Below are 18,063 nucleotides of genomic sequence, written 5' to 3' on the forward strand. Positions count from 1 at the left end.
GCGTCGATCATGATCGTCTTGTGCTCAGTCCCCTCGGCAGCCAGGCCTGTCAGGATGCGGGCGAAGATGCCGTTATCGCTCCAACGCTTCCAGCGGTTGTAGAGCGTCTTCGCCGGGCCATATTCCCTCGGCGCATCGCACCATCGCAAGCCATTGCGATTGATGAAAATTATTCCACTCAGAACGCGCCGATCATCAACACGAGGCTTCCCGTGCGACTTCGGGAAGAAGGGCTTCAGACGCTCCATCTGCGCCTCGCTCAGCCAAAAAAGGTTGCTCATCATTCAGGTCTCCTTGCGAGCCCTGAATCACGGCAGATGACCAAAATCAATGGGTCTGGAGCCTAAGACGAGCAGCTTCAGCTGTCCATTTTGAGTGCAGAAATAAACGCCTCCTGCGGGATATCCACCTTCCCGAACTGGCGCATCTTCTTCTTGCCCGCCTTCTGCTTGTCGAGCAACTTGCGCTTCCGGGTCGCATCGCCGCCGTAACACTTCGCGGTCACGTCCTTGCGCAGCGCCGAGAGGGTCTCTCGTGCGATGACCTTGCCCCCGATGGCCGCCTGGATCGGGATCTTGAACATGTGGCGGGGGATCAGGTCCTTGAGCTTTTCACACATGGCCCGCCCGCGCGCCTCGGCCCGGTCGCGATGCACCATGGTCGACAGCGCGTCCACCGGCTCGTCATTCACCAGGATCGACATTTTCACCAGGCTGTCCTCGCGATAGCCGGTCAGCTGGTAGTCGAAGCTGGCATAGCCCTTGGTCACCGATTTGAGCCGGTCGTAGAAGTCGAACACGACCTCGTTCAGCGGCAGGTCATAGACCACCATGGCGCGGGACCCCGCATAGCTCAGATCCTGTTGGATGCCGCGCCGGTCCTGGCAGAGTTTCAGCACATCGCCCAGGTATTCATCGGGCACCAGGATGGTGGCCTTGATCCGCGGCTCCTCGATATGGTCGACCTTGCTGAGGTCGGGCATGTCGGCGGGGTTGTGCAGCTCGCGCATCTCGCCGTCTTTCATGAAGACGTGATAGACCACGCTGGGGGCGGTGGTGATCAGCTCGATATCGTATTCGCGTTCCAGCCGGTCGCGGATGACCTCGAGATGCAACAGGCCAAGGAAGCCGCAGCGGAAGCCAAAGCCAAGCGCGGCCGAGGTTTCCATTTCGTAAGAGAAGGAGGCGTCGTTCAGCGCCAGTTTCTCGATCGCGTCGCGCAGGTCCTCGAACTCGGCGCTGTCGACCGGGAAGAGGCCGCAGAACACCACCGGCTGGGCGGGCTTGAAGCCCGGCAGCGCGACCTCGGTGCCGTTGCGGTCATTGGTGATGGTGTCGCCGACGCGGGTGTCGCGCACCTGCTTGATGGACGCGGTGAGAAAGCCGATCTCGCCCGGGCCGAGGCTGTCGATCATCTGCATGGCGGGGCGGAACACGCCGATGCGGTCGACATGGTGCAGGGTGCCGTTCGACATGAACTTGACCCGCATGCCCTTTTTCAGCACGCCGTCCATGATGCGGACCAGCACGATGACGCCCAGATAGCTGTCATACCAGCTGTCCACCAGCATCGCCTTCAATGGCGCGTCGCGGGTGCCCTTGGGCGCGGGCAGGTGATGCACGATGGCCTCGAGCGTTTCGTGGATGCCGACGCCGGTCTTGGCACTGACCCGGATTGCGCCGGATGCGTCGATGCCGATCACGTCCTCGATCTGCTCGGCCACCCGGTCGCATTCGCTGGCGGGCAGGTCGATCTTGTTGAGGATCGGCACGATCTCGTGGTCGGCGTCGATGGCCTGATAGACATTGGCCAGCGTCTGCGCCTCGACCCCCTGGGTGCTGTCCACAACCAAGAGCGAGCCCTCGACCGCGCGCATCGAGCGGCTGACCTCATAGGCAAAGTCGACATGGCCGGGCGTGTCGATCAGGTTCAGCACATAGGTCTCGCCATTGTCGGCGGTATAGTCGATGCGGACGGTGTTGGCCTTGATGGTGATGCCCCGCTCGCGCTCGATATCCATCGCGTCGAGCAGCTGCTCCTTCATGTCACGATCCTGCACCGTCCCGGTCTCTTGGATGAGCCGGTCGGCAAGGGTGGATTTGCCATGGTCGATATGGGCGACGATGGAGAAATTGCGGATGTGGGCGAGGTCTGTCATGGATTGGGCATATGATGAGGAATCTTGGTTTGGTCAAGGTGGATCGAACGACCACAACCGCCGCATTTTGGCAGAAACGTCCAAGGGCAATCGCACCGCGACACCCAACGGCCACGGTAACGACCGGAATGAACCACTAAAGCAGCTCCCAAATCCGATGGGCTCTGAGAATTAACAGGGCTTGGATATTGGCGCAGGAACTCTCTGGGCGCGAGTCAACGCCTGTTTGAAGGCAGCGCGTGCATCTCGCCGATCACATTCCCGCCACCCTCACATTCCATTTACCGCAGCCGATTGATCCCTGCCGACTCTTTTGCCATAGTGTCGCCCGACAGGCGGGGCGGCAGACCCCGTGGCAGAGCAAGAGGCCAGGACGTGAAACGGATTTTGACGGGGGCGCTGGGTGCTGCCCTTTTGGTAACCATGATGCCGGTGCAGGCCATTGCCGCGCCGGGTGTGATCAATCAGGCCTGCCGGCAGAGCGGCCGCGACGCTGCCACCATCGAGCGCTGTGGCTGTATCCAGGAAGCGGCCAACAAGGCGCTGAACCGCAGCGAGCGGCGCAAGGTCGCCAAATGGTTCAGCGACCCGCATCAGGCCCAGGTGGTGCGGATGTCGGACAAGAGCAGCGACGAGGCGCTGTGGAAGCGCTACAAGGCCTTTGGCGAGCTGGCGCAGGCGATCTGCCAGTAACCTCCCGTAAATGGCGGTGGCGGGTCGAAGCCCGCCCCCTAAGCCCATTTAGCCCGCGTTCACCTGCCTGAGCGCGGGGCGCAGCTTTTCGAGCCGGATATCGGCGGTGCGGGCATGCCCCTCCATCCCTTCGGCGCGCGAGATGGTGGCGGTGGCGCGGGCCAGATCGGGCAGCGCCTGCGGCTCCACTTGTTGCCAGGTCACGGTTTTCAGGAATTTGTGTACGCTGAGCCCGCCGGTATAGCGCGCCGCGCCCGAAGTGGGCAGCACATGGTTGGGGCCGCTGGCCTTGTCGCCAAAGGCCACGGTGGTGAGTTCCCCCAGGAACAGCGAACCATAGGCCATGAGGCGTCCGCGCCACCAGTCCAGATCGGCGGCCTGCACATGCAGGTGCTCGGGCGCATAACGGTCGGCGGTGGCGGCCATCTCCTCACGATCCTCACACAGAATCACCTCGCCCAAGGCATCCCAGGCCGCCTGCGCGCTGGAGCGGTTGGGTTCGGGCAGATCGGCGATGCAGGCGGGGATATGGGCCAGAACCGCCTCGGCCAGCACCCGGTCGTCGGTGACCAGCCAGACCGGCGAGTTGTAGCCATGCTCGGCCTGTCCGACCAGGTCCCAGGCGACGGTGATCGGATCGGCGGTGGCGTCGGCGATCACCAGGCTGTCGGTGGGGCCAGCGAACATGTCGATGCCCACGGGGCCGAACAGCTGGCGCTTGGCCTCGGCCACGAACTGGTTGCCCGGACCCACCAGGATATCGGCGGGCGGCGCGCCAAAGAGACCGAAGGCCAGCGCCGCCACCCCCTGCACCCCACCCAGCGCCAGGATGCGGTCGGCCCCCGCCAGCGACATGGCGTAGAGGATCGCCGGATGAACCCCGCGCCCCGGCTGCGGCGGCGAAACGGCGGTAATCTGCGGCACGCCAGCGGCGCGCGCCGTGGTGATCGTCATCAGCGCTGAGGCGATATGGGCATAGCGCCCACCCGGCACATAGGCCCCGGCCGCCGACAGCGGGATCTGTTTCTGCCCGGCGATCAGGCCCGGGCGCAGCTCGGTCTGGAAATCCAGCGCCGAGGCGCGCTGTGCCTCGGCAAAGCGGCGGATATTGTCATGGGCATAGCGGATCTGGGCCTTGAGGTCCTCGGGCACCTGTTCGCTGGCGCGCGCGACCTGATCGGGGCTCACCACGATCTCGCCGGTCCAGCCATCGAGCCGCGCGGCATAGTCGCGTGCGGCGGCCTCGCCCTCGGACCGAAGCCGCGCCAGCATCACCTGCACCACGTCCGCCGCATCGCCCTGTGGTGCGGGCGGCAGACCGGGGGCGGATTTCAAAACCGTGATCGTCATGGTGTGTTCCTGTTTTCCTCACTTGACCCAAGGTCAGGATAGTTTAAGAAAATGCAAAACTGATCGGAGCGATCGAAATGCTGATGAAAGGCGTGACCCTGCGCGGTCTGGAAGTGTTCGAGGCGCTGTCGCGCACCGGATCGGTGGCCCAGGCTTCGGCGCAGACGGGGTTGAGCCAACCCGCCGTCAGCCAGCAACTGCGCAACCTGGAGCAGGCGCTTGGCACCGATCTGGTCGACCATGGGCGCCGCCCGATGGTGCTGACACCCGCCGGACGCGCGTTCTTGCCCCGCGCGGAAACGGTACTGAGCGAGCTGCGTCTGGCGCAGAGCGAACTGACGGTGATGGACCTGACCCATCTGAGCACGCTCAGCATGGGTCTGATCGACGATTTCGACAACGACCTGACACCGCGGCTGGCGACCCTGCTGGCCGATAGTCTGACCAAGTGCCGGTTCAAGTTGATCACCGCACCCAGCCACGAGATAAGCGAAGCGATGAAGGCGCGACGGCTGCATATCGCGGTGGCCGCGACCTCGGGCGAGGTACATGACGGAATCGTCGAATACCCGCTGGTGCGCGATCCCTTCATCCTGGTGGCGCCGCGTGGCGTGGTGCCCAAGGGTGGCGACATGCTTGCATCCCTGCAGGGGTTGCCACTGCTGCGCTATGCGCGGGAACAGCTGATCGGACGCCAGATCGAGGCGCATCTGGCTCGTCAGAAACTCGACTTTGAAGAGCGTTTCGAGATCGGCTCGCACCTGGCGCTGATGGCGATGGTGGCGCGGCGGCTGGGCTGGGCGGTGACGACGCCGCTGGGCTTTATGCGGGCAGAGCGATTTCATGACGATGTCGAGGCCTTTGCCCTGCCCTTTGCCGCCTTCTCGCGCCGTATCTCGTTGTTTGCGGGCGCCGATTGGGCCGACCGCGTGCCGCGCGACGTGGCCGAGACCATGCGGCGGCTGGTGCAGAGCCAGATCATCGACCCCGCGGTGGCGCGGCTTCCGTGGCTGGGCGGCGAATTGCGCGTGATCGAAAGCTGAGCGCACCACCGTCCCGCTTGCGGGCGCTCTTGCAGAATGAGGGCGTGTCGGGACATCGGGCGCACCGGTTCGAAGAAGCAGGACGACGGGATCAAGCCCTGTCTTGCCCCCACCGGGCAAGAGGGCGCCGTCGAGTTTGCGCAAGATAAGCGGGCAGTTTCCGGTTTTCTAAAAGTGTGCTGGGACTTGCATCGTGAAGAGCCTCGGACGCTCGAACCGCGAAACGCCCCCCGAACGGGTGGCAGTTCCCAGGCTCAGGCGCTCAGCTTCCGCCGCAACGGCTTCTCAACCCGGCAGCAGCGCCCCCGCAACCAGTCGTTTGCGCAATCCGTGCGCCGCCATCTCGATCAGATCCAGCGCCCCGTCGAAGTCGCGGGTATAATAGGGGTCGGGAACATGGGTGGCGCCACTCTCGGGCGCATAGTCGGTGAACAGCCGTACCGGCGTTGCGCTGCCCGGCGGGCGTTGCGCCTCGATATCGGCCAGGTTCTGGGCATCCATCGCGAGGATCAGATCAAACAGATCGAAATCACCCGCCACGAACCGTCGCGCCCGCAGATCCGACAGATCGATCCCCCGTGCCGCAGCTGCCGCCCGCATCGGGCCATAGGGCGGTTCACCTACATGCCAGCCACCGGTTCCGGCACTGTCGGTCCCGGCTTCGGGCATCAGGGCGCGGAACACACCCTCGGCTGCGGGCGAGCGGCAGATATTGCCTAGACAGACAAAGAGGATACGGTGGGTCATGCGGGGCTCCTGTTTCCGCAGAACCTATAGGCGAGCGGAGTGATATGAGAAAGATCGTCATTCTGACAGGTGCCGGGATCTCGGCGGAAAGCGGGCTGGGAACCTTTCGCGACGCAGGCGGTATCTGGACGAAATATCCGTTGGAGGATGTGGCAACGCCCGAGGGCTTTGCCCGCGATCCGGTGCTGGTCCACGAATTCTACAATGCCCGCCGGGTTCAGGCGGCTGCCGCCCAGCCCAATGCCGCCCATCACGCACTGGCCCGGCTGCAACGCGACTGGCCCGGCGAAGTGGTAATCGTTACCCAGAACGTGGACGGGCTGCACGAGGCCGGCGGCGCCCGCGGCGTGATCCACATGCATGGCACGCTGGCAGGCGCGCTTTGCGCCGGGTGCGGCCACCGCTGGGTGGCACCCGAGACGATGGACACCACCACCCCCTGCCCCGCCTGCACCCGCCCATCGGCCCGGCCCGATGTGGTGTGGTTCGGCGAGATGCCCTATTTCATGGATACGATCTTTGACCACCTCGCCAGCGCTGACCTGTTTGCCGCCATCGGCACTTCGGGGCAGGTTTATCCGGCGGCAGGCTTCGTGCAGGAAGCCACGGCCAGTGGCGCCCGGACGATCGAGTTGAACCTCGAACCTTCGGCCGTCGCCTCGAACTTCGATGAGACGCGGTTCGGCCCGGCCAGTCGGGTCGTGCCCGACTGGGTGTCGGACATGCTGGGCCTGCGGGGATGAGCGATTTCCTGATCCTCTCCGATCGCAACCTCGGGGGGCTTGGCGTAACACCCGCCGAGGTTCAGATGGCACTTGAGGACGCGATCCGGGCACAGCTTCGCGGGGCAGTGCATGTGGCACCGAAATCGGCGCTGCTGCCCGGCGACGGGCGCTATGTGATGACGACGCTTGCGACCGGCGACGCCCCCTCCCTGACCGTGGTGAAATCGGTGATGGTCAGCCCCGACAACCCGGTACGCGGCTTGCCCGGGACCGAGGGCGTCTTGCTGGTTCAGGACAGTGAAACCGGCCAGTTGCTGGCCCTGATGCAGGCGGGCTGGATCACCCGGATGCGCACCGCCGGCCTCAGCGCGCTGGTGGCGCGGCGGCTGGCTGATCCGGCGGCACGCGTGGTGGCCTTTGTCGGCGCCGGCGCCCAGGCGCGCGCGCATCTCGCTGCGTTCTGCGATCTCTTTCCGTTGCAAAGGGCAGTCGTTTTCGGGCGCGGGGCCGAGAATATCGCCCGGCTGGGCGCGGCCGCCCGCGCGCGGGGGCTGGAGGTCGAGATCGCAGACACCCCGCACCACGCCATCGCCGACGCCGATCTGGTGGTTTCCTCGGTCACCCTTGATCACCAGATGATACCGTTCCTGGATGCCCGCTGGCTGAAGCCCGGCGCCTTTGCCAGCCTGACCGATACGGGCCTGCCCTGGCTGCCCGAGGGACTGGCCGCGCTCGACCCGCTCTATATCGACGACCGGGCGCAAGAGGCCGCCAATCCAAGGCCGATGATCGACCCCGCGCAGGTTCGCGGCGATCTGGCGGCTTTGCTCGGAGAAGACGGACACAAGACAAGCGTCAACCGGCACGATTCGACCCGCCGCGCCGGATTCCTGTTTCGGGGTCCGGCAATCGCCGATTTCGCCATCGCCGCCCTCGCGCTGCAGCGCGCGCAGGCGACGGGCGCTGGCCGCGCAACTGTTTGGCCAGACGCAACCAGGCCGGGCCAAAGCCCGGCCTGACGCTTGGATGAGGGCTGCCGCGCAGCCTGAAGACAGGCGTAGCCCCCTGGCCCTAGTTCGATTTCTTCTTCATGTGGCCATGACCGCCATCCTGACGCTCCAGGTCGACGGGGATCTCCACTTCGATCTCTCCCGCCTTTTCAAACACCAGCGTCACCGGCACCAAGGCTCCCTGCTCAAACGGCGCCTTGATCCCCATGAACATCACATGATCGCCTCCACGCGCAAGCGCGTGCATGCCACCGGCAGGGATATCGAAGCCCTCGGGAACGTGCATCATCTGCGCGACGCCCTGATCGTTGATCTTGTGGGTATGCAGTTCGACCTTGGCGGCCACGTCCGAACGGGCCTCAACCAGGCGATCATCTTCGGCGCCGGTATTACGGATCATCATGAAGGCAGCGCCGGCCTTGGCATTGGCACCCGACGCGCGCGCATAAGCGTCGTCGACCACGATGATCTCACCGGCCCAGGCTGCAGTTGCAAGGGTAAGGGTCGCGGCCGCAGCCAGCACCTTGTATTTCAACGACATGGTCTCTCTCCTTTGTCATGTCTTGATCTGTCTGAGTGAACGTTCTCAGATCAAGGCGGGCGGAGCTCGCGCCGGAACGGCAGAGAGAATACGGGCAATCAGGCTGGGTTGTGTCCGGTCCGGCACAGGCAGGGCCTGTTGCGGTGGGACGGGCGCGGCAGCGGCATCGGGCAACAGCGCCCCCAGCAGCATCAGCGCGAAGTCCGGACAGTAATGCGGCGGGGCAGTCGGCTGCCCTTTGGCATCCATGTAGAGAATGACGGGCCCGGTGCCGGTACAGATCTCCATCTGAGCGACGGCGGCGCTCATCCCGCGCGAATTGGCCAGCCCCTGACCGGTCAGCCCGACAAGCAGCGAGAGCGCAAGCGCAATGGATATCCGCACCGGGGCTGTCATTCTGTTAACCGATATCTGCTCCAGACTCCCGTTCCGCAAGGGCAAAAAACCTCCTGCGACAGCAGGACGCCGGTCTGTCAGGAGACCGATTTCCAAAGGAAATCGGGCCGGAAAACGTACCGTTTTCCGGTTTCGTCCCAAAAAGAGAAACCCCGTACGCGAAGCGCACGGGGTTCCCGAAATCAGCGGATCGGCAGGATCAGGCCGCGGCTTGCGCCTTGGCGATCTCTTTCTTGACCTTCAGAGCATTGTCGGACAGATCCTCGTCCTTGGCCTTGGCCAGAAACGCGTCCAGACCGCCCCGGTGATCGACCGAGCGCAGGGCCGACGCCGAGATACGCAGCTTGACACCACGGCCCAGGGTTTCGGACTGCAGGGTCACATCGTTCAGGTTGGGCAGAAAACGACGGCGGGTCTTGTTGTTTGCATGGCTGACATTGTTGCCAGTCATCGGGCCTTTTCCGGTCAGTTCGCAGCGGCGCGACATGGTCTCTTCCTTCGTATCTGGTGACGGGGGCGAACCATCCGTCTAATCACAAGGGGCGCAACCCGAAGTCGCGCCCGAAAACTGGTTGGATGCGTGTAGTGGGAATCGCGGCGAGGGTCAAGACGGCTGGATGGGATTCTTTGCGTTGTCTCGTGGCCCCCTGGCGGGTCGGCATGGTTGAGTACGACAAGAGGAAAGCCTCATTCCTCGTTCAGAAAGCCCAGCATCTGCTCGGCGGCGCTGGCGGGCGTCAACTGCCCCTGAGCGGCGGCAGTGGAAAGCCGGTCCATCTCGGCCCGTGCACGTGGCGTTTCCAGCCGGGCAAGCAGAGCATGACGCACCTCCTGTCCGAACCAGTAGCGCGCCTGTTCGGCCCGGTTGGCTGTCCAATGCCCGTTTTCCCTCCGCCAGTCCGACAACGCGCGCATCTCGGCCCATGCGGAATCCAGCCCCGCCTCCTCGACCGCCGAGACGGTCAGCGCCTTGGGAAAGCCCGGCGGGTCCTGCACGCGCTTGCGCAACAGGCGCAGCGCGCCGGCATAGTCGGCGCAGGTCCGGGTCGCGGTGGATTTCAGTTCGCCATCCGCCTTGTTGACCAGAATCAGATCGGCCATTTCCATGATGCCACGCTTGACGCCCTGCAACTCGTCACCACCGGCGGGCGCCAGCAGCAACAGGAACAGGTCCGACAATTCGGCCACCACCGTTTCGGACTGTCCGACACCGACCGTCTCGATCAGCACCACGTCAAACCCTGCTGCTTCGCACAGGCTGACCGCCTCACGTGTGCGGCGCGCGACACCGCCCAGATGGCTTTGACTGGGCGAGGGGCGGATAAAGGCATTGGGCTCGCGTGACAGGCGCTCCATCCGGGTCTTGTCACCCAGGATCGAGCCGCCGGAGCGGGCCGAACTGGGATCGACCGCCAGCACCGCGACGCGCAGCCCCTGCCCCACCAGCATCATGCCGAAGCTTTCGATGAAGGTGGACTTGCCGACGCCCGGCGTGCCCGAAAGCCCGATCCTGAGCGCCTGCCGCTCGGAGCGGGCCAGCCGATCGAGCAATACCGTTGCCTCGGCCCGGTGGTCGGCGCGGCGGCTTTCCACCAGCGTGATCGCCCGCGCCAGCGCCCGGCGGTCGCCCGAAAGTATCCTGTCACCAAGCTGTGTGATATCCATGCCGGTCCTCGCGAATTTTGCCCTGAATGGCGGAGCGGGACCCGGTTTGTCCAGAGCCGACCCACGGGATGCGCCGGATTGTCCCTGTGCCGCGTGCCCGAATACCTGCGCTGCCGGTGCAGCTTCTTTCTGGTCTCAAATACTCAATGTCGCCACCGCGCGTCACCCGGAGCCGCCGAATGGCTCTGGACCTGCCCCCTCCGCTCTGGCGATAAGGCGACATGACACGCCTGCCCATCGACGACGCCCTGCCCGACCTGATCGCTGCCCTGCAAAAGCAGGGCCGGGCGGTGTTGCAGGCCCCACCGGGCGCTGGCAAGACCACGCGGGTGCCGCTGGCCATGCTCGAGGCCGGGCTGACGCGCGGGCGGATCGTGATGCTGGAACCGCGCCGCCTAGCCGCACGGGCGGCAGCCGAGCGCATGGCCGAGACGCTGGGCGAAACCGTGGGGCAGACGGTGGGCTATCGCATCCGGGGCGAGGCCAAGGTCTCCAAGGCGACCCGGATCGAAGTTGTGACCGAAGGTATCCTGACCCGTATGTTGCAGTCCGAACCCGACCTCCCCGGAATCGGCGCGGTGATCTTCGATGAGTTTCACGAACGCTCGCTCAATGCCGATCTGGGGCTGGCGCTGTGTCTCGAAGTGGCCGCGGCGCTACGCGACGACCTGATCCTTCTCGCGATGTCGGCCACACTTGATGCCAGCCCGGTGGCCGCGCTGATGGACGCGCCGATGGTCACCTCCGAGGGTCGCGCCTATCCGGTCGAGATCCGCTGGCTCGACCGTCCGCTGGGGCCGAGGGCCCGACGGGTCGAGGCGCTGGCTGATCTCGTCGCGCGGGCCGAGGCCGAGACCCGGCATATGGGCGGCGGCCTTCTGGTCTTTCTGCCCGGCGAGGGCGAGATCCGACGGGCAGAGGCACTGCTATCCTCCCGCCTGCCCGACGGTTGCGCCCTGCGACCCCTGTTCGGTGCCATGCCCTTTGCCGCGCAGCGGGCGGCGCTGGCCCCTGCCGCTGAAGGGCGCAAGGTGGTGCTCGCGACCTCGATCGCCGAAACCTCGCTGACCATTCCCGATATCCGGGTAGTGGTGGACATGGGACAGGCGCGCCGGGCACGTTTCGATCCTGGCTCCGGCATGACGCGGCTGGTCACGGATCGGGTAACGCGAGCCGAGGCGACGCAACGGGCGGGGCGCGCAGGCCGCGTGGCCGAGGGCATCTGCTACCGGCTCTGGACCCGCGGCGAAGAAGGAGCATTGACCGCCTTTCCACCCGCCGAGATCGAAGCGGCGGACCTGACCGGGCTGGCACTGGAACTGGCGCTTTGGGGGGCCGAGCCCGAGGTACTTGGCTTCGTCACCCAACCGCCCGAAGGAGCGTTGACCGAAGCACGGGCGCTGCTCGCTTTCCTCGGCGCGCTCGATGCGCAGGGGAGGATCACCGATCACGGGCGGGCATTGGCTACGCTTCCCCTGCATCCACGGCTGGGGCACATGCTGGCGCTTGCCGGGCGTGACGCCGCCCCGCTGGCTGCGCTGATGGCCGAACGCGATCCGTTGCGCGGCGCGCCCGCCGATCTGGACCTTCGGGTCGCGGCCCTGCGCGATCCGTCCCGGTTCCGTCGCGAGCGTCCTTACGAGGTCAATATGGGCGTGCTCGACCGGATCAGGGCCGAGGCGCGGCGGCTGGAAAAACAGGCAAAGGCACCCGCAGGGGGCAGAAGCCCTGCCGCGATGGCCGCACTCGCCTACCCCGATCGGATCGGCCAGCGCCGCAAGGGAGAGGCACCCCGTTTCGTCCTGTCGGGCGGCAAGGGCGCCGCATTGGACCCCGGTGAGGGGCTGGCCAGCGCCCCCTATCTGGTGGCCATCGACACCGATGGCGACCCGCGCGAGGCCCGCATCCGGATGGCGGCGCGGATCGGCGAGGCCGAGTTGCGTGATCTTTTTGCCAACCAGATCACTCGGATCGACATCTGCGAATGGTCCCGCCGTGAACGCCGGGTGATTGCGCGGCAACAAGAGAGGTTGGGCGCGATTAGCCTGAGCGACCGGGTCTGGAAGGATGTGCCCGAGGATGCGGTCGCGCGGGCCATGCTTGACGGAGTGCGCGATCTGGGTCTGCGCCTCGACGGAGCCGCTGCGCGGCTGGCTCGGCGGGTCGAACTGCTGCGGACCGAAGGCGCCGATCTTCCGGATTTCTCCGAGGCCGGACTGACCGACACGGTCGACGACTGGCTGTTGCCGATGCTGTCAGGGGTACGAAGCGCCGAGGACTGGAAACGCTTCGACCTGCTGCCCGCGCTCAAAGCGCGCCTCGACTGGAGCCAGAGTCAGGAACTGGATACCCGCGCGCCTGGCGCCTTTGTCACCCCCCTGGGGCGCAGGGTGCCCATCGATTACGAGCACGAAGTCCCGGAGATCTCGGTGCGCCTGCAAGAAATGTTCGGCGTCGCGCAGCATCCGATGGTGGCGGGCGTACCGCTCAAGATCACACTGCTCTCGCCCGCCCAGCGCCCGATCCAGATCACCCGCGACCTGCCGGGTTTCTGGGACGGCTCCTATGCCGATGTGCGCAAGGACATGCGGGCGCAATACCCCAAGCACCCGTGGCCCGAAGACCCGCGCGCGGCCGATCCGACGCTGAGGGCCAAGCCGCGCAAAGGGTGAGGTGGAGCCAGAGATTTTTCGTCGAAAAATCTCAGTTGTCTCAGCCGTTTCGGATCATGTCGGCGGCTTTTTCGGCGATCATGATAACCGGGGAGGCGGTGTTGCCGCTGACGAGTTTGGGCATGATCGAGGCGTCGATCACCCGCAGGCCCGACAGCCCGTGCACACGCAGGTCGGGGGCGACCACCGCCATCGGGTCGTTGCCCATCTTGCAGGTGCCCACCGGGTGAAAGATCGTGGTGGCGATGTTACCGGCCTCACGCAGAAGGTCGGCATCGCTGGCGATCTGTGGGCCGGGAAGGAATTCCTCTGGAGCGTAGCGCGCGAGCGCCTTGGCCGTCATGATCCGGCGAGCCTGTTTGACGGCGGCGACCGCGACCTGCTGATCGCGCGGGGCGCTGAGGTAATTCAGCCGGATATGCGGCTGAGGGTCGGGTTCGGCGCTGGTGATGTGGCAATCGCCCACGCTTTCTGGTCGCAGGTTGCACACCGAAACCGTGATCGCCGGGAAGGCATGCAGCGGGTCACCCAGCCGGTCGGTGGAAAGCGGTTGCACGTGATACTCCAGGTCCGGCGTCTCCAGCGCGGGGTCGGATTTGGTGAACATGCCGAACTGGCTGGGCGCCATGCTGAGCGGGCCCGAGCGGGTCAGTGCATATTTCAGCGCGATGCCGATGCGACCGGTCAGCGAATTGGCCGTCTCGTTCAGGGTCGGCGTGTTCGAGACCTTGAACACGGTGCGGATCTGCAAGTGATCCTGCAGGTTCTCGCCCACGCCCGGCAGGTCGTGCACCGGGGCGATGCCCAGCGCCGAAAGGCGGTCGGGCTGGCCGATCCCGGAAAGCTCCATCAGCTTGGGCGAGTTGATGGCGCCAGCGGCCAGCAGCACCTCGGCCTGCGCCGTGACCCTGTGCTCTGCCCCCTTGTGGCGGAAGACAACGCCGGTGACGCGCTTGCCGTCGAGGATCAGCCGCTGCGTCTCTGCCCGGGTCAGGACGCGCAGGTTGGGGCGGTTCATTGCCGGGCGCAGGAATGCCTTGGTGGTGTTCCAGCGCACGCCGTTTCTCTGATTGACCTCGAAAAAGCCCGAGCCCTCGTTGGTGCCGCTGTTGAAATCCTCGGTCGGCTCGTATCCGAACTCGCGCGCGCCCTCCTGAAAGGCGCGCAGGATCTCCCAACTCAGGCGCTGGGTGGTGACCTTCCACTCGCCCCCGGCGCCATGCAGGTCGCTCTCGCCCTTGTGGTGATCCTCGGAGCGGCGGAAATAGGGCAGTACGTCGTCCCAGCCCCAGCCGGTATTTCCCATCTGCCGCCAGCCGTCATAGTCGGCCGCCTGCCCGCGCATGTAGATCATGCCGTTGATCGAGGTGCAGCCGCCGAGCACCTTGCCGCGCGGATAGACCAGGCTTCGGCCATTAAGGCCGGGTTCGGCGGCGGTCTTTATCATCCAGTCGACGCGCGGATTGCCGATGCAATAAAGGTAACCCACCGGGATATGGACCCAGTGATAATGGCCCTTTCCGCCCGCTTCGAGCAACAGCACCCGTATCTTTGGGTCGGTGCTGAGCCGGTTGGCCAGCACGCATCCGGCGGTGCCTCCACCCACGATGATATAGTCGTAATCGCCTGTCAGGTTTTCGCTCATGTCTCTCCCCTGCCCGCCAGCTTGCCGATTGGCGGCAGCGATGCAATCAAGATATGCAATCGGCCCGAGTTCTCGTGGAGAGAGATTTTCCAGACCAGCCCCGCACGAGAGCAGTTTCATCCTGCGGGCGCCCGAATACATGGCCCAGATATGCCAAAATCTCGGGCTTTGGGCACTGAAACTCCATGTTTTCAAAGTTCTTTGTTGATTTTTCGCAGAAAACACACAAATATCGGTCAGATTTCCACAAGCGCCGAAAACTCGCAGAACAGGTGCCGAGGGTGAGCAGATGAAGTCACGAGTCCACACCGCCTGGACCGAGTTGGTCCGTCCCATGTTTCTCCGTCCGAAACGGACGCAAGTCGCGGCATTGTGCCTGCGCCCCACCATTGGCGGGCCCGAGGTCTTGCTGATCACCAGTCTGGATACCGGACGCTGGATCGTGCCCAAGGGCTGGCCTATCGAAGGGCTCAGCGGTCCCGAAACCGCGCTTCAGGAAGCCTGGGAAGAGGCTGGCGTACGTCGCGCCCGGGTCGAGGACGAACCGATCGGGACCTTCGGTTATGGCAAGCGCCGCAAGAACGGCACCGTGGAACCGGTGGAAACCTATGTCTATCGGATGCTGGTAGACGAGCTTTCGGATATCTATCCCGAGGCCGGGCGCCGGCAATTGCGCTGGGTCGCACCTTCAGAGGCCGCCAACATGGTGCAGGAACCGCAATTGCAGGACCTGCTGCGGCAATTGTAACAGCGTTACGACAAATTTATGATGCACCTGTTGCGCCAAGGGGCTGCGCGGTCTAAGCCGCGCGCGACCCGCATGGAGCCGAACAGGATATCATGAGCGACCGCAAGACCAAGCCCCAGTGGGGTCGGCTGGATGCCGACCTGAACCGGATCAGCCGGATCGAGACCGCGACCGCTTATGCCGCGCGCCCCTTGGTGGGGACCGGCATCGCACTGGCCTTTATCGTCCTGGCGGCCTTGGCCGCGATGGTTGCACTGGGTGGTACACCGGGTGGGATCGTTGTGGTCGCCGCTGCGGCCTTCGGCGCCTATATGGCGATCAATATCGGCGCCAATGACGTGGCAAACAACATGGGCCCGGCGGTGGGCGCCAATGCCCTGTCCATGGGTGCGGCGATTGCCATCGCGGCGGTGGCGGAAAGCGCCGGCGCCCTGCTTGCGGGCGGCGATGTGGTCTCGACCATCTCCAAGGGGATCATCGACCCCAATTCGGTGGCCGATACCCAGGTCTTCATCTGGGCGATGATGGCGGCGCTGATCTCGTCTGCGCTGTGGGTCAACCTGGCGACCTGGGTGGGGGCTCCGGTCTCGACCACACATTCGGTCGTGGGTGGCGTGATGGGCGCGGGCATCGCCGCCGCCGGCCTGTCGGCGGTGGACTGGTCGACCATGAGCGCCATCGTGGCCAGTTGGGTGATCTCTCCGGTTCTGGGCGGGGTGATCGCGGCGCTGTTTCTGGCCCTGATCAAGCACCGCATTCAGTATCAGCCCGACAAGATTGCCGCCGCGCGCCGCTGGGTGCCGATCCTTGTGGCGGTGATGGCGGGCACATTTGCCACATATCTGTCGGTCAAGGGCATCAAGAAGATCGTCAAGATCGATTTGCAGACCGCCCTGATGATCGGGCTGGCAACCGCCCTGCTGGTCTGGGCGGTGACGATCCCCTGGATCAAGCGCAAGTCGGAAGGCATGGAAAACCGCACCAAATCCATCAAGGCGCTGTTCGGCCTGCCGCTGGTGCTGTCGGCGGCGCTGTTGAGCTTTGCCCATGGCGCCAATGACGTGGCCAATGCGGTGGGTCCGCTGGCGGCCATCGTGCATGTCAGCCAGGCGGGCAGTTTTGCCGCCAAGGTGGCCATTCCCTTCTGGGTCATGGTGATCGGTGCCTTTGGCATCTCGTTCGGCCTGTTCCTGTTCGGGCCCAAGCTGATCCGCATGGTGGGCAGCCAGATCACCAAGCTGAACCCGATGCGGGCCTATTGCGTGGCTCTGTCGGCGGCGATCACGGTGATCGTGGCCAGTTGGCTGGGCCTGCCGGTCAGTTCGACCCATATCGCCGTTGGCGGGGTGTTCGGCGTCGGATTCTACCGCGAATGGCATTCCGAGCGCCGGTTGCGTCAGAACCGCAACAACCGGCCCCCGGCCAAGCGCCTGCCACTGGAAGAGCGGCGCCGGCGCAAGCTGGTGCGGCGGTCGCATTTCATGACCATCGTGGCGGCCTGGGTGATCACGGTCCCGGCGGCGGCACTGATGTCGGGCGTGATCTTTGCGATCCTGAACAGCTTTGTCTGACCCTTTGCGTACGCGGTGAGGACAGGATTGCGAGGCCCTGCCTCGCGCTCCGAGGTATTTTTCAACAGAAGAACAGGCGGGAGCGTCAGTCCGGTGGGGCGATCTGAGCAACACTCAGACGGGGTGCGGTCGTGCCGCTGGCCGTCGCGGAGTCTATCAGGGCGGCGACGCGGGAACAGATCGGGGTAGCGACACCATGGGCGCGGCCCAGCCGGGTGATCTCTCCCTGAAGGCTGGCGATTTCGGTCGCGCGACCGGCATCCAGATCATAGGCCATCGAACTGCGGGCGCTGGGGTCGACCGTCAGCATGCGGGCGGCGATGCGGGTGAACAGCCCGTTCGGCAATCTCAGGATATGCGGAGAGACCCAGGCCGGCAGCGGCGTGGTCGCCGCAACCGGAATGCCGGCGGCGCGCAAAACGCCCAGTGCCTCGGCCATCTGATCGGCCATCAACCGGCGCCAGGCGCGATCCGAGAGTTGTTCGACCAGTGTCAGCCCGGACAGCGCGTTGAGCGCATTGTTGAGGTTGATCACCAGCTTGCCCCATTGCACCGCCTCAATCCGCAGACTCTCGCTGACCGGCAGGCCGGGTACCGAGAGTGCCGCGCCAAGCCCGTCCGGCCCCGCCGCGATCACGATATCGCCGGAGGACGCCCGGTGCCATGTCGCCTCGCCCATCGGCACCACGTTGAAGGGGACCATACCGGCACGAATGTCGCGCCCGGGCAGACGGGTGCGCAGCAGGCGGGCGTTTTCCAATCCGTTCTGCCAGGACAGGACCGGCGCGGAAACCGGGGCATGGGTGGCGATGGCGCTGGCCATGTCGGCGGTGGCCGGGGTCTTGACCGTGACGATCACCAGTTCCGCCTGCGCAAGGCAGGCGGGATCTGTGGCCAGCGTCAGCCGGTCGGCGCCCAGGCGCAGGTCGAGCCCGCCATAATCAGTCAGACGCAGGCCATGCGCTGCGATCCGCGCCAGCAAAGGCGCGCGACCCAGCAGGGTAACGTCATGCCCGCCGAGCGCCAGCAAGCCGCCGCAAAAACAGCCGATGCTGCCCGCGCCCGCTATGGTTATGTGCATGCCCCCGGGCCCCCTTTC

The 18,063-nt window shown here is 65.2% G+C and carries 17 protein-coding genes; 7 read left to right on the forward strand and 10 right to left on the reverse strand.

Going from position 1 to position 18,063, the window contains the following annotated elements:
• On the reverse strand, window positions 1-281 hold a 281-nt coding region (locus AC2FLM_RS18620; RefSeq protein WP_496859450.1), incomplete at its 3' end, for a transposase.
• Between the two features lie 77 nt (window positions 282-358).
• Entirely contained in the window at window positions 359-2,158 is a 1,800-nt protein-coding gene (gene lepA, locus AC2FLM_RS18625; protein ID WP_234218611.1) for a translation elongation factor 4, read from the reverse strand.
• A 375-nt stretch (window positions 2,159-2,533) separates the two neighbouring features.
• On the opposite strand from lepA, the gene AC2FLM_RS18630 reads away from it, so the two are divergent.
• Window positions 2,534-2,851: a hypothetical protein gene (locus tag AC2FLM_RS18630; protein WP_234139405.1), complete on the forward strand. Its 318-nt coding sequence runs from the start codon at window positions 2,534-2,536 to the stop codon at window positions 2,849-2,851.
• Between the two features lie 48 nt (window positions 2,852-2,899).
• On the opposite strand, the gene hisD is transcribed toward AC2FLM_RS18630, so the two are convergent.
• A complete protein-coding gene (gene hisD / locus AC2FLM_RS18635) occupies window positions 2,900-4,201 on the reverse strand; it encodes a histidinol dehydrogenase (protein ID WP_496859451.1) in 1,302 nt (433 codons plus the stop codon).
• Window positions 4,202-4,278: 77 nt separating this feature from the next.
• Here hisD and AC2FLM_RS18640 point away from each other — a divergent pair, with 77 nt between their 5' ends.
• On the forward strand, window positions 4,279-5,244 hold the full coding sequence (locus AC2FLM_RS18640; RefSeq protein ID WP_234139403.1) for a LysR family transcriptional regulator: 966 nt from the start codon (window positions 4,279-4,281) through the stop codon (window positions 5,242-5,244).
• Window positions 5,245-5,529: 285 nt separating this feature from the next.
• On the opposite strand, the gene AC2FLM_RS18645 is transcribed toward AC2FLM_RS18640, so the two are convergent.
• Window positions 5,530-5,991, reverse strand: a complete 462-nt coding sequence (locus AC2FLM_RS18645; RefSeq protein ID WP_496859452.1) for a low molecular weight protein-tyrosine-phosphatase — start codon at window positions 5,989-5,991, stop codon at window positions 5,530-5,532.
• Between the two features lie 44 nt (window positions 5,992-6,035).
• Here AC2FLM_RS18645 and AC2FLM_RS18650 point away from each other — a divergent pair, with 44 nt between their 5' ends.
• Window positions 6,036-6,734 (forward strand): NAD-dependent deacylase, encoded by a 699-nt coding sequence (locus AC2FLM_RS18650; RefSeq protein WP_234170235.1) that lies wholly within the window; start codon window positions 6,036-6,038, stop codon window positions 6,732-6,734.
• Entirely contained in the window at window positions 6,731-7,735 is a 1,005-nt protein-coding gene (locus AC2FLM_RS18655; RefSeq protein WP_496859453.1) for an ornithine cyclodeaminase family protein, read from the forward strand. Before AC2FLM_RS18650 ends, AC2FLM_RS18655 begins: the two co-directional genes overlap by 4 nt.
• A 52-nt stretch (window positions 7,736-7,787) precedes the next feature.
• On the opposite strand, the gene AC2FLM_RS18660 is transcribed toward AC2FLM_RS18655, so the two are convergent.
• The 4 genes from AC2FLM_RS18660 to meaB all read right to left on the reverse strand — a co-directional run bounded on the left by AC2FLM_RS18660 (window position 7,788) and on the right by meaB (window position 10,328).
• Window positions 7,788-8,267 (reverse strand): copper chaperone PCu(A)C, encoded by a 480-nt coding sequence (locus tag AC2FLM_RS18660; protein WP_496859454.1) that lies wholly within the window; start codon window positions 8,265-8,267, stop codon window positions 7,788-7,790.
• Window positions 8,268-8,312: 45 nt separating this feature from the next.
• Complete coding sequence (locus AC2FLM_RS18665; RefSeq protein ID WP_234218605.1) at window positions 8,313-8,663, reverse strand: hypothetical protein; 351 nt, start codon at window positions 8,661-8,663, stop codon at window positions 8,313-8,315.
• 199 nt (window positions 8,664-8,862) lie between these two features.
• The gene (rpmB, locus tag AC2FLM_RS18670) at window positions 8,863-9,150 is read right to left on the reverse strand and encodes a 50S ribosomal protein L28 (protein WP_234139397.1); all 288 of its coding nucleotides are present in this window, start codon (window positions 9,148-9,150) and stop codon (window positions 8,863-8,865) included.
• 200 nt (window positions 9,151-9,350) lie between these two features.
• A complete protein-coding gene (gene meaB / locus AC2FLM_RS18675) occupies window positions 9,351-10,328 on the reverse strand; it encodes a methylmalonyl Co-A mutase-associated GTPase MeaB (protein WP_234182976.1) in 978 nt (325 codons plus the stop codon).
• Between the two features lie 221 nt (window positions 10,329-10,549).
• Here meaB and hrpB point away from each other — a divergent pair, with 221 nt between their 5' ends.
• Entirely contained in the window at window positions 10,550-13,000 is a 2,451-nt protein-coding gene (hrpB, locus tag AC2FLM_RS18680; protein WP_496859455.1) for an ATP-dependent helicase HrpB, read from the forward strand.
• Window positions 13,001-13,040: 40 nt separating this feature from the next.
• Here hrpB and AC2FLM_RS18685 read toward each other — a convergent pair whose 3' ends face one another.
• Entirely contained in the window at window positions 13,041-14,645 is a 1,605-nt protein-coding gene (locus AC2FLM_RS18685; RefSeq protein WP_496859456.1) for a GMC family oxidoreductase, read from the reverse strand.
• Window positions 14,646-14,934: 289 nt separating this feature from the next.
• Here AC2FLM_RS18685 and AC2FLM_RS18690 point away from each other — a divergent pair, with 289 nt between their 5' ends.
• Both AC2FLM_RS18690 and AC2FLM_RS18695 read left to right on the forward strand, forming a co-directional pair.
• Complete coding sequence (locus AC2FLM_RS18690) at window positions 14,935-15,393, forward strand: NUDIX hydrolase (RefSeq protein WP_234139393.1); 459 nt, start codon at window positions 14,935-14,937, stop codon at window positions 15,391-15,393.
• 92 nt (window positions 15,394-15,485) lie between these two features.
• Entirely contained in the window at window positions 15,486-16,964 is a 1,479-nt protein-coding gene (locus AC2FLM_RS18695; RefSeq protein ID WP_234216495.1) for an inorganic phosphate transporter, read from the forward strand.
• Window positions 16,965-17,049: 85 nt separating this feature from the next.
• Here the strand turns inward: AC2FLM_RS18695 and AC2FLM_RS18700 are convergent, their stop codons facing one another.
• Entirely contained in the window at window positions 17,050-18,045 is a 996-nt protein-coding gene (locus tag AC2FLM_RS18700) for a 2-dehydropantoate 2-reductase (RefSeq protein ID WP_496859457.1), read from the reverse strand.
• Window positions 18,046-18,063 lie beyond the last annotated feature (18 nt).

The organism is Ruegeria sp. SAZD011, from assembly GCF_059612545.1.